The sequence below is a fragment of the Ruegeria sp. K7 genome (genome assembly GCF_056531785.1).
Map to the genome: position 1 here is coordinate 320,981 of NZ_JBQFMJ010000001.1, position 22,851 is coordinate 343,831.

General features: G+C 56.4%; 26 protein-coding genes and 1 tRNA gene. 12 read left to right on the top strand and 15 right to left on the bottom strand.

The features are described 5' to 3' along the window. Positions 1–6: 6 nt before the first annotated feature. From gluQRS to ACR0FE_RS01590, 4 genes are all read right to left on the bottom strand, one after another. The gene (gluQRS, locus tag ACR0FE_RS01575) at positions 7–924 is read right to left on the bottom strand and encodes a tRNA glutamyl-Q(34) synthetase GluQRS (protein ID WP_480910512.1); all 918 of its coding nucleotides are present in this window, start codon (positions 922–924) and stop codon (positions 7–9) included. Continuing rightward, the gene (locus ACR0FE_RS01580; protein ID WP_480524043.1) at positions 921–1,535 is read right to left on the bottom strand and encodes a class I SAM-dependent DNA methyltransferase; all 615 of its coding nucleotides are present in this window, start codon (positions 1,533–1,535) and stop codon (positions 921–923) included. The genes gluQRS and ACR0FE_RS01580 overlap by 4 nt, the downstream gene beginning before the upstream one ends. 37 nt (positions 1,536–1,572) lie before the next feature. Next, positions 1,573–2,913 (bottom strand): methylenetetrahydrofolate--tRNA-(uracil(54)-C(5))-methyltransferase (FADH(2)-oxidizing) TrmFO, encoded by a 1,341-nt coding sequence (trmFO, locus tag ACR0FE_RS01585; protein ID WP_480910515.1) that lies wholly within the window; start codon positions 2,911–2,913, stop codon positions 1,573–1,575. A gap of 262 nt (positions 2,914–3,175) precedes the next feature. Beyond that, positions 3,176–3,988, bottom strand: a complete 813-nt coding sequence (locus tag ACR0FE_RS01590; protein ID WP_480489837.1) for an enoyl-CoA hydratase — start codon at positions 3,986–3,988, stop codon at positions 3,176–3,178. A gap of 30 nt (positions 3,989–4,018) precedes the next feature. On the opposite strand from ACR0FE_RS01590, the gene ACR0FE_RS01595 reads away from it, so the two are divergent. Next, on the top strand, positions 4,019–4,462 hold the full coding sequence (locus tag ACR0FE_RS01595; RefSeq protein WP_170806327.1) for a PaaI family thioesterase: 444 nt from the start codon (positions 4,019–4,021) through the stop codon (positions 4,460–4,462). Positions 4,463–4,521: 59 nt separating this feature from the next. Here the strand turns inward: ACR0FE_RS01595 and ACR0FE_RS01600 are convergent, their stop codons facing one another. Beyond that, positions 4,522–4,749 (bottom strand): DUF1127 domain-containing protein, encoded by a 228-nt coding sequence (locus ACR0FE_RS01600; protein ID WP_170615063.1) that lies wholly within the window; start codon positions 4,747–4,749, stop codon positions 4,522–4,524. Between the two features lie 99 nt (positions 4,750–4,848). Here ACR0FE_RS01600 and ACR0FE_RS01605 point away from each other — a divergent pair, with 99 nt between their 5' ends. Next, positions 4,849–6,252 carry an aminotransferase-like domain-containing protein gene (locus ACR0FE_RS01605; RefSeq protein ID WP_170806328.1) on the top strand — a complete coding sequence of 468 codons (1,404 nt, stop codon included), beginning with the start codon at positions 4,849–4,851 and terminating at the stop codon, positions 6,250–6,252. Positions 6,253–6,255: 3 nt separating this feature from the next. Here ACR0FE_RS01605 and ACR0FE_RS01610 read toward each other — a convergent pair whose 3' ends face one another. Continuing rightward, positions 6,256–6,621, bottom strand: a complete 366-nt coding sequence (locus ACR0FE_RS01610; RefSeq protein ID WP_480910519.1) for a nuclear transport factor 2 family protein — start codon at positions 6,619–6,621, stop codon at positions 6,256–6,258. 242 nt (positions 6,622–6,863) lie between these two features. On the opposite strand from ACR0FE_RS01610, the gene rplM reads away from it, so the two are divergent. Both rplM and rpsI read left to right on the top strand, forming a co-directional pair. Next, positions 6,864–7,322 carry a 50S ribosomal protein L13 gene (gene rplM / locus ACR0FE_RS01615; protein WP_480910521.1) on the top strand — a complete coding sequence of 153 codons (459 nt, stop codon included), beginning with the start codon at positions 6,864–6,866 and terminating at the stop codon, positions 7,320–7,322. A gap of 6 nt (positions 7,323–7,328) precedes the next feature. Continuing rightward, positions 7,329–7,814: a 30S ribosomal protein S9 gene (gene rpsI / locus ACR0FE_RS01620; protein WP_170615060.1), complete on the top strand. Its 486-nt coding sequence runs from the start codon at positions 7,329–7,331 to the stop codon at positions 7,812–7,814. A gap of 112 nt (positions 7,815–7,926) precedes the next feature. On the opposite strand, the gene ACR0FE_RS01625 is transcribed toward rpsI, so the two are convergent. The 9 genes from ACR0FE_RS01625 to ACR0FE_RS01665 form a co-directional block, all read right to left on the bottom strand. Continuing rightward, a complete protein-coding gene (locus ACR0FE_RS01625; protein ID WP_480910523.1) occupies positions 7,927–8,598 on the bottom strand; it encodes a YrbL family protein in 672 nt (223 codons plus the stop codon). Between the two features lie 134 nt (positions 8,599–8,732). After that, positions 8,733–9,893, bottom strand: a complete 1,161-nt coding sequence (locus ACR0FE_RS01630; RefSeq protein ID WP_480910526.1) for an ABC transporter substrate-binding protein — start codon at positions 9,891–9,893, stop codon at positions 8,733–8,735. A 29-nt stretch (positions 9,894–9,922) separates the two neighbouring features. Continuing rightward, on the bottom strand, positions 9,923–11,809 hold the full coding sequence (locus tag ACR0FE_RS01635; RefSeq protein ID WP_480910529.1) for an AMP-dependent synthetase/ligase: 1,887 nt from the start codon (positions 11,807–11,809) through the stop codon (positions 9,923–9,925). 4 nt (positions 11,810–11,813) lie between these two features. Further along, positions 11,814–12,587, bottom strand: a complete 774-nt coding sequence (locus ACR0FE_RS01640; protein ID WP_480910531.1) for an ABC transporter ATP-binding protein — start codon at positions 12,585–12,587, stop codon at positions 11,814–11,816. Further along, a complete protein-coding gene (locus ACR0FE_RS01645; RefSeq protein WP_480910533.1) occupies positions 12,584–13,348 on the bottom strand; it encodes an ABC transporter ATP-binding protein in 765 nt (254 codons plus the stop codon). Before ACR0FE_RS01645 ends, ACR0FE_RS01640 begins: the two co-directional genes overlap by 4 nt. Continuing rightward, the gene (locus ACR0FE_RS01650; protein ID WP_480910536.1) at positions 13,345–14,442 is read right to left on the bottom strand and encodes a branched-chain amino acid ABC transporter permease; all 1,098 of its coding nucleotides are present in this window, start codon (positions 14,440–14,442) and stop codon (positions 13,345–13,347) included. Before ACR0FE_RS01650 ends, ACR0FE_RS01645 begins: the two co-directional genes overlap by 4 nt. Before the next feature lie 2 nt (positions 14,443–14,444). Beyond that, complete coding sequence (locus ACR0FE_RS01655; protein ID WP_480910539.1) at positions 14,445–15,320, bottom strand: branched-chain amino acid ABC transporter permease; 876 nt, start codon at positions 15,318–15,320, stop codon at positions 14,445–14,447. 273 nt (positions 15,321–15,593) lie between these two features. Next, on the bottom strand, positions 15,594–16,118 hold the full coding sequence (locus tag ACR0FE_RS01660; protein WP_170677080.1) for a hypothetical protein: 525 nt from the start codon (positions 16,116–16,118) through the stop codon (positions 15,594–15,596). A gap of 350 nt (positions 16,119–16,468) precedes the next feature. Further along, positions 16,469–16,558: transfer RNA gene (locus tag ACR0FE_RS01665), tRNA-Ser, on the bottom strand. Positions 16,559–16,681: 123 nt separating this feature from the next. On the opposite strand from ACR0FE_RS01665, the gene ACR0FE_RS01670 reads away from it, so the two are divergent. The 8 genes from ACR0FE_RS01670 to proB all read left to right on the top strand — a co-directional run bounded on the left by ACR0FE_RS01670 (position 16,682) and on the right by proB (position 22,828). Next, a complete protein-coding gene (locus tag ACR0FE_RS01670; protein WP_480910542.1) occupies positions 16,682–17,524 on the top strand; it encodes a DUF2059 domain-containing protein in 843 nt (280 codons plus the stop codon). Next, positions 17,524–18,324: a DUF2059 domain-containing protein gene (locus ACR0FE_RS01675; RefSeq protein WP_170615050.1), complete on the top strand. Its 801-nt coding sequence runs from the start codon at positions 17,524–17,526 to the stop codon at positions 18,322–18,324. The genes ACR0FE_RS01670 and ACR0FE_RS01675 overlap by 1 nt, the downstream gene beginning before the upstream one ends. A 207-nt stretch (positions 18,325–18,531) precedes the next feature. Further along, the gene (locus ACR0FE_RS01680; RefSeq protein WP_480489958.1) at positions 18,532–19,143 is read left to right on the top strand and encodes a 50S ribosomal protein L21; all 612 of its coding nucleotides are present in this window, start codon (positions 18,532–18,534) and stop codon (positions 19,141–19,143) included. 11 nt (positions 19,144–19,154) lie between these two features. Beyond that, positions 19,155–19,424 carry a 50S ribosomal protein L27 gene (rpmA, locus tag ACR0FE_RS01685; protein ID WP_010440093.1) on the top strand — a complete coding sequence of 90 codons (270 nt, stop codon included), beginning with the start codon at positions 19,155–19,157 and terminating at the stop codon, positions 19,422–19,424. A 96-nt stretch (positions 19,425–19,520) separates the two neighbouring features. After that, positions 19,521–20,129, top strand: coding sequence for a LysE family translocator (locus tag ACR0FE_RS01690; RefSeq protein WP_170677087.1), 609 nt, complete (start codon positions 19,521–19,523; stop codon positions 20,127–20,129). After that, positions 20,126–20,662 carry a GNAT family N-acetyltransferase gene (locus ACR0FE_RS01695; RefSeq protein ID WP_170615047.1) on the top strand — a complete coding sequence of 179 codons (537 nt, stop codon included), beginning with the start codon at positions 20,126–20,128 and terminating at the stop codon, positions 20,660–20,662. Before ACR0FE_RS01690 ends, ACR0FE_RS01695 begins: the two co-directional genes overlap by 4 nt. Before the next feature lie 37 nt (positions 20,663–20,699). Then, positions 20,700–21,734: a GTPase ObgE gene (obgE, locus tag ACR0FE_RS01700; protein ID WP_480910547.1), complete on the top strand. Its 1,035-nt coding sequence runs from the start codon at positions 20,700–20,702 to the stop codon at positions 21,732–21,734. Next, positions 21,722–22,828 carry a glutamate 5-kinase gene (gene proB / locus ACR0FE_RS01705; RefSeq protein ID WP_170806343.1) on the top strand — a complete coding sequence of 369 codons (1,107 nt, stop codon included), beginning with the start codon at positions 21,722–21,724 and terminating at the stop codon, positions 22,826–22,828. Before obgE ends, proB begins: the two co-directional genes overlap by 13 nt. Positions 22,829–22,851: the final 23 nt, after the last annotated feature.

Genomic DNA, 22,851 nt, shown 5'->3' on the forward strand with positions numbered 1-22,851 from the left:
CGGCCGCTATAGCCCAACCATCGCACGGATATCGCCGGGGCTGGCCCCTTCGGCGCGGTATTTGGCGATCGCCCTGGCATCATCACGCTTGGCCAACCGTTTGCCGGTATCATCCCGGATCAGGTGGTGATGGTGGTAGAATGGCGTCGGAAGACCAAGCAGCGCCTGCAGCAGAACATGTATTCGGGTGGCTTCGAACAGGTCCTGTCCGCGAACAACATGCGTGACGCCCTGTGCCGCATCATCCAGAACGACGGAAAGGTGGTATGAGGTTCCCATATCACGCCGGGACAGGACTACATCACCGATGCAGGTTTCCATCTCCTCCGGAGTGAACTCAATCACTCCGGTCTCGCCGTTCGGGCCTTCACCCAATTCCGTGAAACTCGCTACCGATGTCGCCAGTCCTCCTGGTATCGTGCGGTCTTTGAAAAGGCTGGCGGCTTTTTTGGTTGCTGCCGAGATGTCCAGACGAAGCGGGATGTCCGTTGGCCGCCTGTCTCCGCCTGAACCTCGTTCTTTCAGAGTTCCACGACACGTTCCGGGGTAGATGATTCCATCCGGACCATGCAACGGCGCACCTTCTTGTGGGGCGCTGGCGGCGGCCAGAATGTCCCTTCGATTGCACGTACAAGGGTAAAGCAGGCCCTGAACCCAAAGATCATCAAGCGCTTTTTCATAAATCGCCGAACGCGCGGATTGGCGCACGACTGGTTCAGGCCAATGCAGGCCCAGCCATCTCAGGTCCTCATAAATCTGGTCTTCCCATATCAGCCGCGATCTGGAACGGTCGATATCTTCAATGCGTAGAAGAAACTCTCCGCCTTCGGCAATGGCCATTTCGCTGGCAAGCAAGGCAGAGTACGCGTGCCCCAGATGTAAAGGACCTGTGGGTGACGGGGCAAACCGGGTTACAAAAGTCACGTCTTTTCTACAACATACACTTCGGACTTCAGGTCCAGGCCGGGCAAGTGCGGGCCGTATTCGCGGAACAATAGACGCGCCGCGCCCATATCCAGCCAGTCATTCAATCGAACGGTGTAAGTATGATCCGCAAGCGCATGATCGTTAAAAGAAAATGCAAGCAATCCGCCCTTTGGAAGTGCATGCATCAGCATATCCAATGTCTCGGGCGGGGCTGCGCCGATGCCGATCACGCCAATCGCTGTGATTGCCTTGTACTCACCAGCCGTCAAAGGTTTTGAGTTTGTGATGTCGAAGGTCTTCAGGTTGCGATAAACCCCCTTGGCCTTGGCCCCTTCAAGCATCTGCGGCGTCGGGTCAGCACCGTCGACGATCTGAAAACCGGCATCCCTTAATGCGACGCCGGACAGGCCTGTGCCGCACCCGTAATCAAGAATTGGTGTCTGCGCCTCGGGCATTTTGGACCAAAGCGCTTCGGCAACACGTCCCGGCGTGGCATAGCCATTGGCGCCAACCTCGTCATCGTAGGACGGGGCCCATTTCTGATAATGTGCCCGGGTTTCCTGCGGGCTATCCAAATCGTAAGTGTCTTTGAGGTATTTGTCGCTCATACCGGTATGTTAGGCCCGGTTTGCCCGGCGCGTCCAGTCACCAATGCGCAAGCCAGTTCTTCCATTCAGCTTTAGCTCGGTCCGTATAGGCTTTGTAACGGTCCTTTCGCCCGCGCCGTCCGCCTTTAAGGCCGTCAACTGGGCGAAACAGGCCGAAATTTACGTTCATAGGCTGGAAAGTCTTGGCCTCGGCCCCTCCTGTGATGTGATGGATCAGGGCACCCATGGCACTGTCCTGCGGCACTTCAGGTTTGGAAAGACCCATGATTTCAGCGGCGGCCAAACGACCGGCCAACAGACCCATCGCCGCGCTTTCGACATAGCCTTCAACACCCGTGATCTGGCCAGCAAATCGGATATTTGGCTTGGATTTCAGTCGCATCTGCGAATCCAGCAATGTCGGAGAGTTGATAAAGGTATTCCTGTGAATGCCACCCAGACGCGCGAAACTGGCGTTCTCCAGCCCCGGGATCATGCGAAACACCTCGGTCTGGGCCCCGTATTTCATTTTGGTCTGGAAGCCGACGATGTTGAAAAGCGTTCCCAGCGCGTTGTCGCGGCGCAACTGAACCACCGCATGGGGTTTCACGTCCGGTTGATGCGGGTTCGTCAGGCCAACTGGCTTCATGGGCCCGTGCCGCAAGGTTTCACGACCGCGTTCCGACATGACCTCAATCGGCAGGCAGCCATCAAAATACCCTGCGGTTTCACCTTCGTGAAACTCGGTTTTGTCCGCAGCCAGCAACGCGTCGATGAACGCCTCATACTGATCGCGATCCATGGGGCAGTTCAGGTAGGCCGTTCGTTCCTCTTCGGTTTCGCCCTTGTCATAGCGCGACTGCATCCAGGCCCGGCTCATATCGATGCTGTCGGCGTAGACGATCGGTGCGATGGCATCGAAAAAGGCCAGCGACTCGGCTCCGGTCTCTGTGCGGATGGCTTCGCCCAATTCTGGCGATGTTAGCGGCCCGGTCGCAAAGATCCATTGTCCGACATCGGGCAGGGCGGTGATTTCCTCTCCGGTTATTTCGATACGAGGGTGCGCCCGCAATTTGGCGGTGACCGCCTCGGCAAACGGATCGCGATCAACCGCCAGCGCGCCACCGGCGGGCAGCCGATGCGCATCTGCGGTCGTCATGATCAACCCGTTTGCGGCGCGCATTTCCCAGTGCAGCAGACCGACGGCGTTCTGTTCATCGTCATCCGACCGGAAAGAGTTCGAACAAACCATCTCGGCCAGATTTCCAGTCTGATGCGCAAATGTGCCCACCTTGGGCCGCATTTCGTGAATCACGACATCCACGCCAAGCTCCGCAGCCTGCCAGGCCGCCTCGGACCCGGCCATGCCGCCGCCCACGATATGCAGTTTCTGTGTCATAATCTGCCACATAGGGCAGAGTGCTGACCGACGCAACAGAACTGCACGCGTCGAATAAAGTGCGGATTGAGAGGGGGATCTTGGGGTCGCCGCTGCGGGAATGTCTGCGCCGGTGAGAGAGACCAGCTCGGAGGGACCTTCCGCCCACGGCGACCCAAAAGTATCGTTGAGGCCTTAGCCTCGATCCAGCTTTGCCACAGTGTCGCCCTTTTGAAAAGTGCAAAAATACGGACAGTGAGGAAAAAAATGTAAAACAATTGCCTCATTGGTGCCAATTTGGCGGCCGTTTTTCGATAAAAGCCGAGATTCCCTCCTCGGTATCCCGATGCAGCATGTTTTCCGCCATTACGTCGCCGGCATAGGAATAGGCCTGCTGGATTGGCATTTCGAGTTGCTGGTAAAACGCCTCTTTCCCAATTTTTACGGCGGTTCCGAGTTTGGTCGCCAGGTGTTCGGCCAAAGACATCGTTTCATGTTCCAACAGCATTTCCGGCACTGCCCGATTCACAAGCCCCAGCTCAGCTGCCCTTTCGGAAGAAATGAAGTCGCCGGTGGTCAGCATCTCGAACGCATGCTTGCGCGGGATGTTCCGGCTAAGCGCAACCATCGGCGTTGAACAGAAAAGCCCGATATTTACCCCATTGACGCCAAACCGCGTGCCTTCGGCCGCAATCGCCAGATCGCAAGTCGCGACAAGCTGGCAGCCCGCGGCGGTCGCGATGCCATGTACCTGCGCGATGACGGGCTGGGGCAGGGACTGGATGGACATCATCATCCGGGCACACCGCGCGAACAGGTCCTGAAAATACCCCCGCCCACGGTCCGGAGCCTGGCGACCGGCGGTCATCTGCTTCAGGTCGTGGCCTGCGCAAAATGCCTTCCCGGCACCGGAAAGGATCACTGCGCGGATCGAGGCATCGGATTTCAGTGCGTCAAGCTCGGCCTGCAGCGCCGCCAGCATTTCGTCGCTCAGGGCATTCAGGCGTTCGGGCGCGTTCATTTTCAGATGTGCGATTGCGCCGGTGTCGTTACGTTCCAGAATTGCCATCTTGCCCTCCTGCTGGCTGTGCGCCAACTCTAGGGCGACAAGGCGAGGAGTGGAAGTATGTCGTTGGCGCTGAACAAAAAAGAACTGTCTGATTATCTGGCGCAGGTCTTTCCGCAGGTTCGCGAGGATTTCATGGTCGAGGAATTGTCTGACGACTCGGTCAAAATGCGCCTGATTGTTGCTGACCGGCACCTTCGGCCCGGCGGCACCATTTCGGGCCCTTCCATCTTTGCGCTCGCCGATGTCAGTGTCTATGCGATGGTTCTGGCCAGAAAAGGGCGGCAGGCTTTGGCGGTTACGACCAGCGCTTCAATGGATTTCCTGCGCAAACCCGATGGCGGCGCGGACATGATTGCACATTGTAGTTTGCTGAAACTGGGGCGGACATTGGCTGTCGGTGACGTCCTGATGTTTTCAGAAGGCTCGGACAAACCCGTTGCGCGGGCCAGCATGACATATTCTCTTCCGCCGGAAGGATCGGCTGCGGCCGCTTTTGGATAAAAAAGGCCGGGGGCATGCCCCGGCCAGGGAAGAGGTCCCAATAATGGGACTGGGGATCTCTAGTTCATCCAGAAATAGCGTTTGGTTTCGCGATAGGCCTGATGCCGGGTCAAACCGACATCCTGCAGCAATTTATCGTCCAGCTTTCCAAGATTGACGCGGCTGCGGCGGCGTTGTTCCCATTTGGTGACCGTCGCAGCAAACCGCACTGCCAGCGCGGCGATCAGCGGCAGCCGGGGGCTGTCGGTCAGCAGCATAAGGGCGGGGTTGTGCATTGCGCGTGTCATGTCATGGTTCCTTTCAAATTGTATTGACACAAAGCGTAAATGTTCGGTACATGTGCTTGATACATTCAGGATTGTGTCAAAATCAAAGGAAGAATTGTAATGGATACAATTTGGCCAGAGTCATTGCCAAAATCCAAAGGTCCCAAGTATACATTGGTGGCCGACACAATCCGAAAAGCCATTGATAACAATATTCTGGAAGTTGGTGCGAAACTACCTCCGGTCCGCGAGCTTGCGTATCGACTGCAGATCACGCCCGGCACTGTTGCACGCGCTTATACGATTCTGACGGACGAGGGCTTGCTACACGCCGAGGTCGGGCGTGGTACATTTGTAGCCCCGCCACAATCGCCCATTCTGGACGATGTCTGGGCTAGGCAGCTGCATTTGCGGGATGACAAGTACAACGCAAATGTAAGTCTGTTCAGCCCGCGCCTGGCCGATGCAGGGCAGGTGGCTTTGATCCGGGAATGCCTACAGAAGGTGGCTCAGTCCGATCCCGGCCTTTTCCTGAACTACCCAACGCGTGACGCGTACAAGCCGATGCGTCAGGCGGTGGTCGACTGGCTTTCAGATCTTCCGCTGGGCGCATTGACCCATGATGATATTGTACTGACACACGGCGGACAGAACGGGCTGTGCCTGGTGTTTCAGACTATCTTGCGTGGCCCCAAGCCGGTCGTTCTGGTCGAAGACTTGTCTTACGCCGGGTTCCGCCGGGCCGGAGAGTTGATGCGCGCGCAAGTTGTCGGCGTCAAAATGGACCGGTGGGGAATTGATCCGGACGCGATGGAGCATGTTTTGCGCCAGACCCCGGCACAGGCTGTTTGCGTCTCGCCCGAAGTACAAAACCCGACCGGGTCACACACGCCACTGGAACGGCGAAAAGAGGTTGTCGAGGTCGCCCGCCGCTATGACGTTCAGATTATCGAGGACGATTGTTATCGCATGGGGGACGCCCGCGAGCCAAGCTATCGCGCGTTGGCGCCAGAAAGGGGATGGCACGTTTCTTCGATCTCGAAAATTCTGACGCCGGCTCTGCGGGTCGGGTTCGCCATCGCACCAAGGGAGCGTAGCGTGGATCTGCGCCGTTCGGCAGAATACGGATATTTCGGCCTGGCGCAGCCGCTGGCCGAACTGACACGTCTGTTGCTGTCAGATCCCCGGACCCGAAAGGTGACGCAGGATGTGCGCAAACGGATGGGGGAATATGTGCGCGTGGCGGTAAACGCACTGGGCGGCTTCGATCTGAACTGGGCACCGGACGTGCCGTTTGTCTGGCTAAACCTTCCATCGGGGTGGCGCGCCGCAGCCTTCAGCCGCGCGGCGGAGCGTGAAGGAATTCAACTGCGCTCGGCAGATGAATTCGCACTGCGCGATGGTCGCGCCCCGAACGCGGTACGCATTGCCATGAACGGGCACGTGTCACTTGAACGATTTGAAGATGCGATGCACCGCTTGCGGGCTCTGCTAGACAACCCACCCGAACAAATCAGTGTCTGATTGCTAAGGCAGAGGCGATGGGTCCCCGAAGAATCCGGCCAAATGCGCAATTTTTCCTTGTGCATCCAGATGAACAAAATCATGTCCCGCAACCATGACCGAGCCATCAGGCGCCACCATGTGCCACGTAAAATGGACCACGTCATGATGTGATGTCGGGCTGCTGGTAATGTCGACGCGGCCATTCGCATCCTTCAGGACATTCCCAATATGCGCGCACAATTCCTTTCGGCCCGAAACATCGGCGGTTGGATCTACATATCGACCATTTTCTGCGAAACACTGCGTCAGCAATTCAAGGCGCTTATTCGCGTCAGTTTCCTGCCAGGCAGCTCCATACTTGGCTATTGTCCGGGTCAGTTCCTTCATTCGACTTCTCCGCATCCAAGAAACATTACATACCTGTGACTGTATCAGTGTGGTGAATGATGGCCATTTTGGACCAAGTTTTTTGGGGTAAAATAATACCTATTTTTTAACCTGCTGTAATTACTTAATTAAATCACGTTTGCATGTATTGACCGGGGGTTGCAGTAGGTCTAAACCCCATCCATCGAATTCGGGCCGCTCCTTCAGGGGCGGTCTTTCACATCAAACAGGACTATCCTGCCATGACAACCTTTTCTGCAACACCTGCAGACATCGACAAGAAATGGATCCTGATCGACGCCGAGGGCGTTGTTCTGGGCCGTCTTGCCTCGATCGTCGCCATGCGTCTGCGTGGCAAGCACAAAGCGTCGTTCACCCCGAACATGGACATGGGCGACAACGTCATCGTAATCAACGCTGACAAAATCCAGATGACCGGCAAGAAGCGCGAAGAAAACTTCTACTGGCACACTGGCCACCCGGGCGGCATCAAGTCGCGCACCAAGCAGCAGATCCTCGAGGGTGCACACCCCGAGCGCGTCGTGACCCAGGCGGTCAAGCGCATGCTGCCGGGCAACCGTCTGGCGCGCCAGCAGATGACCAACCTGCGCGTTTATGCCGGTGCTGAGCACCCGCACGAAGCCCAGGCCCCCGAAGTTCTGGACGTCAAGTCCATGAACAAGAAAAACACCCGGAGCTAATGACCGATGGCTGATCAGATCAATACTCTCGAAGAGCTGAGCGCCGTCGCAGGCGTTGAAACCGTGGCCGAAGAAGTCATCGTGCGTGAACCCGTACGTGACGAGCTGGGCCGTTCCTACGCCACCGGCAAGCGTAAAGACGCTGTTGCCCGCGTTTGGATCAAGCCGGGTTCCGGCAAGGTTACCGTGAACGGCAAGGATCAGGACGTCTACTTTGCACGTCCCGTTCTGCAGCTGATCCTGCGCCAGCCGTTCCAGGTTGCCGGCGTGGAAGGTGAGTTCGACGTTGTCGCAACCGTCAAAGGCGGTGGCCTGACCGGTCAGGCCGGTGCGGTCAAGCACGGCATCTCGAAAGCCCTGCAGCTGTACGATCCCAGCCTGCGCGGCGCCCTGAAAGCCGCTGGCTTCCTGACCCGCGACAGCCGCGTTGTGGAACGTAAGAAGTTCGGTAAGCGCAAGGCACGCCGTTCGTTCCAGTTCTCGAAGCGTTAATAAGCTACAGAGATTCAGTATTCAGACGGTCGCAAGAAATTGCGACCGTTTTTTTGTTCAGGCGCTTGCGCCAGTTGCAGGTGATAAACCGCTGGTTTCGTCTGAACGCAGGTTAATGTTCAGCTTTGCTTTGTTGCACCGCCGCTTCGGCGAGGCCTATGAACCTTTGCCTAATCTGATCAAGTTTGCGCTTGTTCATAAGGCGCGACCAGCGGCGAATGGGTATCATCTGTTTGCTGCCAAAACTGTCGATCCATACCCATCGCCCGGACCCGTCCGAGAACGACTGATAGACAATATTTCCAGCATTCTTGTTGCTGATAAGGACCTGTTCTTCGACCAACATGTCAAAGTGTTTGTTCAGTGAATCCAGATGTTCCTGCGTGAGACGCCCGCTTTGGGCCAGCTCCTTAAGGCTGGGTGACAATTGGCCGTCCGGTTCCGAAATACGCTCATACATCAGCGCAAGACCCAGATTGGTTTGGATGACGCCGCGGACTTCACAGACCGGAATAGGTTCGTCTCGGTTCTGATATCGAACCATCAGGTCAAAGGACTCATGAAATTCGCGCAAGAACCCTTTGAACACCGTGGACCGGCGAAAAAGACGGTCGAACCAGGTGTCCGTCACCAGGTTGGCGTTTTCGTCCTGGGTATGCGGTTGCGGAATTTTCAGAAGCGTGTCCGGCGAGTCAGGGTGTTGAAAAACAAACTGACGGTTTCCCTGCGCTATGACTTCGCAGTTTTGCAGGTTCAGCCGATTTTCGATTCGAGATGTAGCCATACCGCCAGATAATAACAGTTTCGTGACAGCGCAAGCTTAGCGGGTGCCGAGATCAGCGCCATGCATTCAATATGCAAGACCCGCCCAAGCGGGCGGGTCGTAGATGTTGAATTCAGGTAAGGAGTGTCCCTGAGCTATTCCTCATAGACCAGTTTCCAGACTCCGTTTTCAACCACGTTGACATAGACTGAATCGGCGCCCTGATGATCATCAGGGCCGAATGACATGTGATTCCCGATCAACTCGTCCTGATAGTCCAACGTTTCCATCGCGGCGATGAAGCTGTCGTGCGTCAGATCAGGGCCTGCGGCCTCAAGCGCCATGACCATCATTTCCGCCGCTGAATACCCCAGCATCGCAAAGCCCACCGGGTCTTCGCCTGTAGCCGTTTTGTATTCTTCAATGAAGGCTGCGGGCGCAGGTTCATCTGCCCGCGCCCACAAGTCCTGCCAGGAGGCTGCGGCGTAAAAGCCTTCGGTCACGCCGCCGGGCACCTGGGCGACCACGGTCAGGAAGCTGGCCGAGGTGCCGAGGAATTTCATATCCTCAAGGCCCATCTTCTTGGCAGTGCCCACAACGGTAATCGCCTGCCTTACCCCAAGCGCTATCGTCACGATATCGCAGCCTTCATCCCGCAATTTGCTGAGCGAGCCGACGAAATCCGTCTCATCCGGCTTGTGCGTGGTCTCGGCGGCAAAGCTGATGCCTGCTTCTTCCGCACCTGCCTTCGTTCCTTCAAGGATTTCTTCCCCGAAGTCTGTTGGCAGATACATGCTGCACACCGCCTGAGACCCGAACTGATCGGCCAGATACTTCACACCAACACGGCTTTGATCGAAGTAGGTCGAGAAGGAGGTGAATTTGTTGCGCATGGGCTCCTGCAACATCTGACGCGCGGCTGTCAGAGGGGCAACGTTGGGAATCCCCTTTGGATCCAACAGCTTGAACCCCGCCAAGTTCATTGGTGTTCCCAGCGATTGCAACATGGCAAAAACCTTGTCGCGATTCAGCAGCTTGTTATAGCCCTGCATGGCGCGTGGCATCTGATAGCCGTTGTCTTCGACGACAAAGCGGATAGTCCGGCCATGAACGCCACCTTCGGCGTTCACGCGGTCAAAGACCACATTTGCGCCCTTTGTGGCAGGAACACCAACTGCAGCGAAGATCCCGCTCAGATCATTGACCGAACCGATGACGATTTCACTATCAGTGACGCCCTGCGTTTCGGCCATCGCCAGATTCGGCGAAACCGACAGGGCGGCGAATGCTGCCAGTCCTTTCATCACGTTCTTCATGTTCATCCTCCCTTTGGGGTACACCATGTCTATTCGTACATATTTTCAATGAGATGTGCGTACTTCTTTTCAACAAAACTCCGTTTGAGTTTCATCGTGGCGGTCAGTTCGTCATCATCGGCAGTTAGCAGAACGTCGATGAGGCGAAAGTCCTTGATCTGCTCGACGCGGGCGAAGTCGTCGTTGACCGACGATACTTCAGCGCCGATCAGATCCCTTATTTCGGGAGCTGCACACAGGGACGCAAAGCTTGAAAACGGGATTTTCCGGCCTTGCGCGTATTTTTCTACGTTTTCCTGATCAATCATGATCAGGGCGGTCAGATACTTGCGCTGATCCCCGATGATGACCGCGTCCGAAATGTAGTGGCTGAACTTCAGGCGGCTTTCAATCTCGGCCGGGGTGACGTTCTTGCCGCCAGCAGTGATTATGATGTCTTTCAGGCGTCCCGTGATGGACACAAAGCCATCTTCGTCGATGCGGCCCATATCGCCTGTCTTAAGCCAGCCGTCGGCCGTAAATGTCTCGGCCGTTTTTGCGTTGTTGCGCCAGTAACCCTGGAAGATGTTTAACCCTTTGATCTGAATTTCGCCTTCGTCCGAAATCCGGATGTCATTGTTTGCTACTGCCTTGCCAATTGAACCGATCTTGTTGTCTGTCAGCGTGTTGATGGACGCCAGCCCGGCCGTTTCCGTCATGCCGAACCCTTCGATCAACGGCACGCCGATGGCCCAGTACCATTTCAGCAGCTCTTGCGAAATCGGCGCTGCCCCTGTGCCACCGCGCCGAATTCGATCCAGCCCCAGCATACGCCTGAGATTTCGCAGCACCAGCCTGTCCCACAGCCAAAAGCGCGCGGAAACACCCATCGGAATAGGCCTGTCGGAAAGCAGGTACTCAGCGCGGCGGTAGCCGGCCTTCAGGGCCATTCCATAGGCTGCGCGCCCTATCGGCGTAGCCTCCTGCGCCATGATCTGAACGTGTGAGAAGATCTTCTCCCATACCCGCGGAACCGCCGTGAAGGTTGTGGGTGAAACTTCCTGCAGGTTGGCAAAAACCGTCTCCGGGCTTTCCGCGAAGTTCACCGTGCACTTCGCGGCCAGAGGGAAGAATACCGATACATCCCGTTCCAGAATGTGACACAGAGGCAGGAAACAAAGCTGTTCGTCACTGGCCATGGTCGGCATCGAATGCGCTCCGGCTTCGATGGCGGCCAGAATGTTCTCGTGACTCAGCATTGCGCCTTTCGGCATTCCGGTGGTGCCGGACGTGTAGACCAGCAATGCCGTATCCGGAGGAGAGGCTTTGGCAATTTCTGCCGAAAACCGATCCGGTTCTTCTACAGCGGCCTGTCTCCCGATCTCATAAAGGTCATCGACCATCAGGCAATGTGGATGATCCAGGTCGTGCAGGCCTTCGTCCTCAAGGATGATGATCTTCAAAAGACCGGGGACGTCGCCTTGTATCTCGAGATACTTGTCCAGATGCTCTTCGTTTTCGACAATCAGAAACCGGCTGCCGCTGTCATTTATCAAATAGTTCAACTGCTTGGCCGAGTCAGTTGTATAAACCCCCGAAGCGATGCCACCGACGGCCTGAATGCCCATGTCGAACCAGGCCCATTCTTTGCGGTCCTCGGAAAGGATGGAAACGACCTCGCCCCGTCGCAGGCCAAGTTTCCGCAGTCCAAGCCCGATCCATTCGGCATGCTTCCAGTAGTCATTCCACGAGTAGGACTTCCAGATGCCATAATCCTTTTCGCGGTGTGCCGTCCGGCTACCCAGTTCCAAACAGCGCTTTCGGAACAACTGACCGATGGTGATGCAACCATCCACACAAACCGGGCGCTGACCTGGCATCGCATTGTACTGAACACCGTTGATCGCAGTCTGTGGGGGCAGGGGGCTGATATTCATCCGCCTACCTCCACGTCTTTCTGCGTTTCCAACGGCGGTTTTCGCGCGCACCGTCCTCTTGCACGCCCAGATAGAAATCTCGGATATCGTCGGATTTCATCAGATCGCCGGAAGGCCCGTCCATGACGATGCGGCCGACTTCCATCACATATCCATAATGTGCCAGTTCCAGCGCTGCGTTTGCGTTCTGTTCAACCAGCATCATTGTCATGTTCTGTTCTTCGTTCAGACGTTTCAGGATGCCAAAAATCTCCTGCACCAAAATGGGTGATAGCCCCAGCGACGGCTCATCCAACAGCATGATCTTCGGGTTCGCCATCAGCCCGCGCCCGATTGCCAGCATTTGCTGTTGCCCCCCCGAAAGCGTCCCGGCCTCCTGATGCCGCCTTTCTTTCAGGATCGGGAAATAGGAAAAAGCCAGTTCCCGGTCCTGTTCGATACGTGTCCTGTCGGTCGAGGTATAGGCCCCAAGGCTCAGGTTCTCGTCCACTGTCAGCAACGGAAAAACTTCGCGCCCTTCAGGGACGTGCACAATTCCTTTCCGAACAACGATGTGCGGCTCGGCCCCCTGAATGTCGCAACCTTCAAAGCTGATCTGCCCCTTTTCCGGGTCCATTACACCCGAGATCGTTTTCATCAGGGTCGTTTTGCCAGCACCATTCGCGCCCAGGATGGAAACGATCTGGCCCTCGTGTACCTCCAAAGATACACCGCGTATAGCCATGATAGGGCCGTAGAAGCTTTCTACATTGCGGATGGTCAGGATCGGTTCGCTCATGAAGCCTTCCCCAGGTACGCTTCGATAACGGCCGGATGCGACTGAACTTCTGCCGGTGTTCCCAAGGCCAGCCGGGCACCATCCGCCATGGCCAGAACCCGATCTGACACGCCGGACACCAACCCCATATCATGTTCCACCATCAGCACAGTGATTCCCATTTGCCGCCTGATATCGTCGATCCACCATCGCATGTCAGTTGTCTCTTCAACGGAAAGACCCGAGGCCGGTTCGTCCAGCATCAAAAGGCCGGGTTCGGTGGCCAATGCCCGCGCTACCTCGACGACTTTGCGGACACCGTAGGGCAGGCTCGATATCATCTTGTCGCGAAAGGCCTGCAGGTCGAGGAATTCAATGATCTCTTCAACCTTCTCACGGTTTTCAACCTCCTGTCTTTTTGCGGACGGTGTGAACAGAACCTGAGAAAGCAAATTAGCTTTACGATGCCGATGCCGCCCGACCAGCAGGTTTTGCAGGACCGTGGCATGCTCGAACAGTTCGATATTTTGGAATGTGCGCGCAACACCAAAACCGGCAACGCTAGAGGGTTTAACCCTCAGCAGATCATGTCCGTCGAATTTGATGGATCCGGAAACTGGATCATAAAACCGGGATATCAGGTTGAAAACGGTAGATTTTCCCGCACCATTCGGACCAACGATTGCGAAAACCTCACCCTTTTCAACTGAAAACGACAAGTCATTTACGGCCGTCAGTCCGCCAAACTTGAGGGTGACGTGTTCGAAGTTCAGAAGACTCATCTCAGACGCTCCGTTCTGAGATAGGATTTCTGCCTTTTGAACATATCTTTTCGGTAGAAGGGAAACAGCTCAAACCATGTGCGTATTTTCAGCCAACGGCCGTAAATGCCCATCGGCTCAAATAGAATGAACCCGATCAGGATCATTCCGAAAATACCAAACTCCAGTCCCGGAATGGCGACCGTGTTCCCACCGATCAAGGCCCCGACGTATTCCTTTGAAATGGAAAGGAATTGCGGCAGGAATCCAATGACAATCGCGCCCAGAAAGGCACCATGGATTGATCCAAGCCCGCCGATCACAATCATCATCAGCAACTGAATCGAAATCAGGACACTGAAAGTCTCGTTGTTGAACGCGCCGGCAAACATGCCCATCAGCGCGCCAGCCCAGCCCGTGACCATGCAGGACAAGGCGAACGAGATCATTTTGGTTCGGGCGATATCCACGCCCATGGCCTGTGCGGAAACCTCGGAATCCCGCACGGCGATAAAACTGCGCCCCAAAGGCGAGCGCAGAAGGTTGATATAGCCCAATGTGACAACAACCGAAATTGACAGAACCAGCCAGTAGAACCAGGACGGCGTTGCCCAGCGATCCACCGGATGCCCGAAAATCTCGACCCCGCCCAAATACTTACCCGAGACACCTCCGGTAATGGGTTCGGCCAGCACTATTATGTCATCCATGAGAATGGACAAAGCCATCGTGAAGATCGCCAGGTAAATCCCATGCAACCGCAGGGCAGGGATGGCAACAGTTACTCCGGCGATGCCGGTCAGAACCCCGGCCAGCGGAAACGCGACCACAAAGGGAATTCCAGCCTCGATCAGAATGACATTGGCGTAACATCCAACGGCCAGAAAGGCAGCGTGACCCAGGCTGACCTGACCGGTGTGGCCGGTCAGCAGCATCAATCCCAGTCCTGCGACCGCCCAGATCAGAACGTTTGTCAGTTCACCAAGATAGAAATCGTCCAGCCACCAGGGTGCGGCAGCGGCGATGGCAAGCAAGGCCAGGTACATTCCCAACTGATATCCGTCCTTCCACGGTCTGATGTCCTGCATGTAACTTGTTTTGAAAACAACCCGCATGATCAGACCTTCTTGATACGTACTTGGCTGAACAATCCGTTGGGTCGGAAAACCAGCACGGCCAGAAGCAAGGCGTAAGGGGCGATCTGGCTGTAACCCGCCGCGATGTAACGGCTTGCAAATGGTTCGATGATCCCAACAATCAACCCACCCGCCAAAGCGCCGGGCAAGCTTCCGAAGCCGCCGATAACCGCAGCCGCGAAGGCCTTGATACCAAGCAGTCCTGTTGTCGGGTCGACCGACCCCTTGGCGGCGAACAGAACACCCGCAATAGCTGCGACAACACCTGCCAGTGCCCATACAAAGCCCTGAACGCGCCGCACCGGAATGCCCATGTAATAAGCCGCCAGTTGGTTCTGCGAAGCCCCCTGCATCGCCAGCCCGAGCTTTGTTCTGTTGAAAAACGCATAAAGACCCCAGGTCAGAACAAAAGTGACCCCAATGACGGCCACGTCTTCCATCCCCAGAACCAGTCCGCCGAACCGGACCTCCTTGCCCGCCAGAGGGTTTTGCAGAGTTTGCGGCTCGTGCCCCCAGATCAAACCGGCGGCGAACCGGATGACAAAGCCCAGAGCAATTGTCAGGATTACAACGGCAGTCTGACTTTCACCAAACAGGCGTCGGATAATCAGGCGCTCGAGCAGATAGCCCAAAGCGCCCATCACCGCGAAGGAAATTGGCAGAGCAAGCCAGAAAGGCAGTCCCATATATTCGGTATTCGTCAGGCCGATGGTCACGAACGCCCCAAGCATCATGAAATCGCCCTGTGCGAAATTCACGGCCTCTGTTGCTTTGTAGATCAGCACAAAGCCAAGCGCGATCAGACCGTAGACACATCCGTTTGCCAACCCGCTGACCAGCAACTGCGCGTTGTCCAAATTCACCTCCCACGTCCGGTATGTCCGGCATCATTGGTGCCCGGTCGTTCAAAGGACGCCGCGGCTTGAGATTACTATGGCGCGATAATCACCGTTTCGTCACTCTTTTTTCGCGGCCCCAGTAGGTTGACGGCAAAACTTCCCGAGATAAGCCTTTCTGAAATTTCATTTTTCCAGCGCTCATCCTTCGCAGAGGGCCTTGGGCAAATGCGAACAAGTGCATTGTTGGATAATGCAAGACGGGGGCCGGTCCGGAAACCGGCCCCATCAGAATTATTGCTGCGTGAACAGCTGCTGCAGTTCCTGAATTTTCAAAGCAATCGTTTCCGGCGAAGCCTTGATTTCATCCAGAATCTTGATCGCCTGTGTCTTGACGTCTTGTGTCAGAGTGCTTTCCTGAACCGCTGCAACCATCTTGTCATAGTCAAAGTTCTGCAGGGTCAATGCGCCTTCTTCGATCCAGGACGAAAGCAACTCTTGGCCTTCGCTGCTCAGCGATGCGACTTGCTCGCCGGCCTGATCGGCCAGGTCTGTTGCGGTCTGTCCGGCCTGCTCGGCAAGCTCTGCCGCCTGATCCGAGATGGATGAGGCGGCTTCACTGGCCTGCTCCGTTGCGTTCTGCAGCGCTTCGTTGGCTGCATCCTGCGCGGCGGATGCAGCTTCGCTTGCGGCGTCGGCTGCATCCTCGGCGGCCGATTGCAATTGTTCTGCCGGAGTCGGCTCGGGTTGGTTCAGGATGTAATAGGCGCCTGCGCCAATGGCGGCGATGGCGATTCCGATAATTAGAGTGCGCGACATGAGTGTCTCCTTCAAATCTACTCGGTCGAGATGGGTCAAATCTACCCTTGGGCAAAGGGGGAAATCTCTGGATTTCTTTGCAAATTCGGATCTTGGGCCACAGCACGCTGATCCGACCGTGCAACAGCGGCAAGAATGTGCCGCCACGTTGGTCCTGGGTGTTGGCTTTCTTGAAAAAGACCGATCCGGTGATTGACGTCGGGCTGTTTAGAAAGAAACACTCTCATGTTTTTCAGGCAATGATTTTGTCTTCTTTCAACCGCGTACAGGCGAATGTTAACGCGAAAAAAGCCACAACACGCCGATGCACCAACCTCCTACGTCGGCTCAAACAATACATGAGGGGAGTATGGCGGAGAGACAGGGATTCGAACCCTGGGTGGGCTTGCACCCACAACGGTTTTCGAGACCGCCCCGTTCGACCACTCCGGCACCTCTCCGCGGGGGTCTGTGAGGGGGGGATTTAGTGAGGAACGCGCAGGGGTGCAAGCGGAAAATTCCCGAATTTCGAATTGGACTGATTTTCCATTGCCTGTCATTCTGAATCACATAGGCTCTTACTCATGATCAAGCTTGTTCGAAACGTCCTTCTGTCCGTGCTGATGCCGTTGATTGCGGTGGCAGCTATGGCGCAATCGCCTTCTGCTGCCAGCAGGGACCGGATTGAGGCCTTCCTGACAACGACCGGGTTTGATGTTGCGCTGGAAAGTATAGCTCTGACGTCGGCGTCAGCCCCCAAAATGCTTGGTATCGATCCTGAGGGGTTCGGATCGGACTGGACGCGCCTGGCGGAAGAAGTTTTTGACCTCAAGGATATGCACGAAATCGCCGTATCAATCCTTGAACAGACGTTGAGCGACGACTCGTTGAACCACGCCGTAGAGTTTTATGCGTCGGACCTCGGCCAACGGCTTGTCGAGGCTGAAAATGCTTCGCACCTGTACGAAGACGAGGACGACAAGCAAAAGCAAGGGAAGGAGATCATCTCAGAGCTTGTCAAAGACGGCTCGCACAGGGTCGAAACCCTGAAGCGCATGAATCGTGCCGTCGATTCAAGTGGAACCGCCCTTCGTGCGCTGCAGGAAGTGCAATTGCGCTTTCTTTTGGCGGCCAGCGCGTCTGGAGTTATCGACCTGCAGTTCAGCGCCGATGAATTGCGGGAAATGCTGCGCCGTAACGAAAGTGGGATGCGTCAGGCGATGCAATTGTCTGCTCTGGCAGGCGCCGCATATACTTATCAGGACTTCTCGGACGAGGATGTCGAAGCCTACACAAAAGCTCTGGAGCATCCGCAAATGCAGGAAGTTTATGAGCTGCTGAATGCAATCCAATACGAAATCATGGCCATGAAATTCGAAATTCTGGCGGCCCGTATGGCAGAATTGCATCCAGCTCAGGATATCTGATGCGTCTGGTTATTGGATTACTTATTGGACTGTTTGCATGCGGAACGGTCGCTGCATCCGAAAAGGTGGATCAACTGGCCGAGGCATTGCAGCTGAGCCAAATCATGGAGATCCTTCGGAAGGAAGGTCAGGCGCACCGGCAGGAACTGGATGAAACCCATCTGGACCAAAAGGGCGGCTCATTCCTGGAAGCGCAAGTCGAGGATATTTACGACACCGTCTGGATGCAGTCCCAGATAACCTCGGCCCTGACCGAGAATCTGACCAGCGTTCAGATGGATCAGGCTATTCTGTTTTTCGAAAGCGCTGTCGGCAAAACTGTGGTGTCACTGGAAAACTCGGCGCGGGATGCAATCTCGGACGAAACGATCGAGGAGATGGCCCGGCACGCGTATGAAAATGAGCCCCGCGACGACAAGTTCTTCAAGCTGGTGGATGAGTACATTCAGGTCAATGACCTGATCAATCAGAATGTTCAGAACTCTCTCAGCGCTGATTTCTTTTTCTTTCGCGGCCTTGATCTGGAAGAAAGCCAGGATGACGCCGAACTCTGGGCCCAGCTATTGGCGCAGACAAAGGAAAGGACTGAGGACGCTACCGTTTGGCTGTATTCCTTCCTTCTTCTGGCCTATCAACCCCTGACCGAGGCGCAAATGCGAGAGAACATCGCCTTTTCCCGTACAGACACAGGCCGAGCCCTGAACAAGGCGCTGTTTACGGGGTTTGACCAGATGTTTGACGAGATTTCGTATCAACTGGGCAGGGCGGTTGCGCACTCGATGAGGGCATCCGATCTTTAGCACCGCATTGGTGTTGACTTTCTCGGGCAATCTATGGATAAGCGCGCATCCCGGCCGGAATCTCCGCGCCGGGTCTCGTTATTATTTGACCTCAGGGTTTTGCCCTTAGGTCGTCACACAGCCCGAAAAGGGCGCGCTGTTCGAGGTGGCTTCGGCCAAAACGCCCACAAGGGGACCACAGAACGCGGTTTGGAAAAGGAAAGACGCATGTTTGCGGTCCTCAAGACTGGCGGCAAGCAGTACAAAGTTCAGGCGGGCGACGTGCTCCGCGTTGAAAAACTGGCTGCCGACGCAGGTGAAAAAGTTCAATTCAACGATGTTCTGATGCTGGGCGGCGACGCTCCGGTTGTCGGCGCACCGTTCATCGAAGGCGCAGGCGTTCAGGCCGAAGTGATCGAACAGGTCAAAGGTGACAAGGTCATCAAGTTCGTCAAACGCCGTCGTAAGCACAGCTCGAAGCGTACTGTTGGCCACCGTCAGAAACTGACTCTGGTCAAAATCACCGACATCCTGGCGTCGGGCGCTGACAAATCGGGCATCAAAGCTGCAACCGGTTCCGCTCCGGCTGGTGAAGCTGCTCCGGCGGCAAAAAAGCCTGCCAAGAAAGCTGAAGCCAAAGCAGAGGCACCCGCTGCCGCCGCTGACGATCTGACCCAGCTGAACGGTGTTGGTCCTGCCGCTGCCAAAAAGCTGGCCGAGGCCGGTATCGAGAGCTTTGCCGCTCTGGCCGCCTTGTCGGACGAGCAGATTGCTGCTATCGAAACGGTCAAAGTGAAACCCGAATGGGTTGAGCAGGCCAAAGAGCTGGCCAAAGGCTAAGGAGAGAGAGAATGGCACATAAAAAAGCTGGCGGTTCCTCCCGTAACGGTCGCGACTCAGCAGGTCGTCGCCTTGGCGTGAAACTCTATGGTGGTCAGGCCGCCATTGCAGGCAACATCATCGTGCGTCAGCGCGGCACCAAGTTCTGGCCGGGCGAAGGCGTAGGCATGGGCAAAGATCACACCATCTTTGCAACTGTCGATGGCGCCGTGAAGTTCCACAAAGGCCTCAAAAACCGCACCTTTATTTCGGTCCTGCCAGTGGCGGAGGCCGCAGAGTAAGCCGAAACCCAGAAGGTTTAATAAAAAATTCATGGGGGACCGGCAGAAAATGCCGGTCCCTTTTTCGTTTTAACGCAGTCGTGATCACCAGAACCGATGACAGTCGCCACCACCAGTTTCCTTATCTTTGCCGCCAGTCAGGTCGGCACGCCGGGACCGGCCAACATGGTCCTGCTCGGGACCGGCGCGCGCTATGGCTTTCGAGCGGCGTTGCCGTTTGTGGCCGGTGTCATATTGGGCAAACAACTGATCATTTGGCCCGTAGGTTTTGGGCTGCTGCAATTGGCTGAACAGGCGCCCCTGGTGTTTTCAGTCCTGAAATACGCTTCAGCGGCCTATATTTGCTGGCTTGCGTGGAAAATTGCGAACTTGCGTCTGTCGCGTGGTTCTACGCGTGAAGCCGCTCCGGGGTTCTGGGCGGGGCTGATTGTTCACCCGCTGAATCCCAAGGCCTGGGCGATGATCGTCGCCGGGTTTACCGGTTTTGTTGCTGCCGGAACGTCGAGTTTTGACGCGACGCTCACGATCGCTCTCTGCTTATTGTCCTGCCAGGTGATTTTGCACCCGATTTGGACATTTGCCGGAGATAGAATCGCCCATGCGGTTGAAGGTCGCCCCGTAGAAAAATATCTGATGTGGACGTTGGCGAGTTTGACAGTTGCGTCCGTATTTTTTGTGTTGTTCGGAGGAGGAACGAACTCATGAAGCTTGAGACTATAATCAATCAGCCGGTCATTGAAACCGAGCGGTTCGATCTGCGCCCGCTGCGCAGGTCGGATATGGGTCTCATCGAATATTATGCAGGCGAAAAACGCGTGGCGCGCATGACGACGTCGATCCCGCACCCGTTGCCGCCCGGCTCGGTCGAGGCATTTGTGACCCGCTCGATGGCTGACGACCGCGACGAGGATGTCTGGGCCATGGACGCCACCAAGGATGGCGGGCCTGAGCTGATCGGTGTGATCTCACTGATGCGGCTGGATCGCAATCAGTCCGAGGTCGGATATTGGGTCGCGCCCCTGTATTGGAACACTGGCATCGCCTCTCAGGCCGTCGAGGCCCTGGTCAATGCCAACCCGCTCGAGAACGCCACCATGTTCGCCAGCGTGTTTCAGGACAATCCGGCTTCGGCCCGGGTGCTGACACATTGCGGGTTCCAGTATCTGGGTGATGCGGAAAGCTATTCGGTGGCGCGCGACGCGAATGTGCCCACCTGGACATACAGCAAAAAACTCTGACTTGTGGCCGATGGGGCCTTTGCAGTAGGGGACAGTCATGAAATTTCTCGATCTTGCAAAGGTCTACATCCGGTCCGGGGCCGGCGGTGGCGGGTGCGTCAGCTTTCGGCGCGAAAAGTACATTGAATACGGCGGCCCCGATGGCGGAGACGGCGGTAAAGGCGGGTCTGTCTGGGCCGAGGTCGTGGACGGGCTCAACACCCTGATCGACTTCCGCTATCAGCAGCATTTCTTTGCCAAAAACGGCCAGCCCGGACGCGGGCAGCAGCGCACCGGCAAAGATGGCGACGACATCGTTTTGCGCGTGCCCGTCGGTACCGAGATTCTGGACGAAGATGAAGAAACGGTCATCTGCGACCTGACCGAGGTTGGCCAGCGCGTGCTGTTGGCCAAAGGCGGCAATGGTGGCTTTGGCAACCTGCACTTCAAATCGGCGACAAACCAGGCGCCACGACGGGCCAACCCGGGGCAGGCGGGTATCGACCGCACGATCTGGTTGCGGCTGAAACTGATCGCCGATGTGGGGCTGCTTGGTATGCCCAACGCCGGCAAGTCGACCTTTCTGGCGGCAACGTCGAACGCGCGCCCAAAGATCGCCGACTACCCCTTCACGACACTGCACCCGAACCTGGGGGTTGTGGGCGTCGACAATGTGGAATTCGTCGTTGCCGATATTCCTGGCCTGATCGAAGGTGCCCATGAAGGGCGCGGGATTGGCGACCGCTTTCTGGGCCATGTCGAACGGTGCGCGGTTCTGCTGCATCTGGTTGACGGAACCTCGGAAACTGTGGCCGAGGACTATCGCACCATCATTCACGAACTCGAGGCGTATGGTGGCAAACTGGCGGAAAAGCCGCGCATCACCGTGCTGAACAAGGTCGACGCGCTGGATGTCGACGAAACAGAAATGGTCAAGGCCGAACTGGAAGAGGCGGTTGGCGGCCCCGTCATGACCATGTCGGGCGTCGCGCATCTGGGTGTGACCGAGGTGCTCCGCGCCCTTAGAACGCAGATCGACGAAGACCGCCTGCGCCAAAAGCCCAACGAGGAGGCACAAGCTTGGCAACCCTGACCACTGCAAAACGTTTGGTTGTCAAAATCGGGTCCGCGTTGCTGGTGGACCGCGAGACGGGCCTGCTTCGATCCGAGTGGCTACGCTCTCTGGCCGAGGATGTGGTCTGGCTCAAGAATCAGGGCACGGATGTCATTCTGGTGTCCTCGGGCTCAATCGCTCTGGGGCGTGGCGTGTTGGGCCTGCCTATGGCCAACCTGCCGTTAGAGCAGTCGCAGGCCGCTGCTGCTGTCGGTCAGATTCGGCTGGCCCGTGCGTATGAAGAAGTACTTGCGCCTCATGACATCAAAACCGCTCAGGTTCTGGTGACGCTGGAAGACAGCGCAAACCGGCGCCGTTACCTGAATTCGCGGGCGACGCTTGAGACGCTGTTGAGCCTGGACGTGGTCCCGATCGTCAATGAAAACGATACCGTTGCAACGGACGAAATTCGCTATGGTGACAATGACCGTCTGGCCGCACAGATTGCTGTGACGGTTGGGGCCGACCAGTTGATCCTGTTGTCTGACGTTGACGGGTTCTACACCGGAAATCCCAACGACGACCCGAAGGCGACCCGCTATGACGTGATCGAACAGATCACGCCCGAGATTGAGGCCATGGCAGGCGATGCGGGTTCCGGGCTGTCAAAGGGCGGAATGAAGACGAAACTTTTGGCTGGCAAGATGGCGATCGCCGCCGGCTGCGATATGGCGATTACTGAAGGTTCCCCGCTGAACCCGCTGAAAACGCTCGAGAACGGCGCAAATTGCACATGGTTCACGGCGACATTGGATCCGCACGCCGCGCGCAAACGCTGGATTTCGGCAATGAAGCCGCGCGGAGAAATCAAAGTGGACGAGGGGGCAGCGCGTGCGCTGGCCAACGGCAAAAGCCTGCTGCCAGCAGGTGTTATCGAAGTGACCGGTGATTTCGGGCGTGGCGATCCCGTAGCGATTCTGGATCCCGTGGCGCGTCGTCTGGCGCAGGGCCTAAGCCGTTACACTGCGCAGGAAGCCGATGCGATAAAGGGGCGCAAATCTTCGGAAATCGAGGCGACACTCGGCTACCCGGGCAGGGCCGCCCTGATCCATCGCGACGATCTGGCACTATGATGACGTTCCCCGAAACGCAGAAC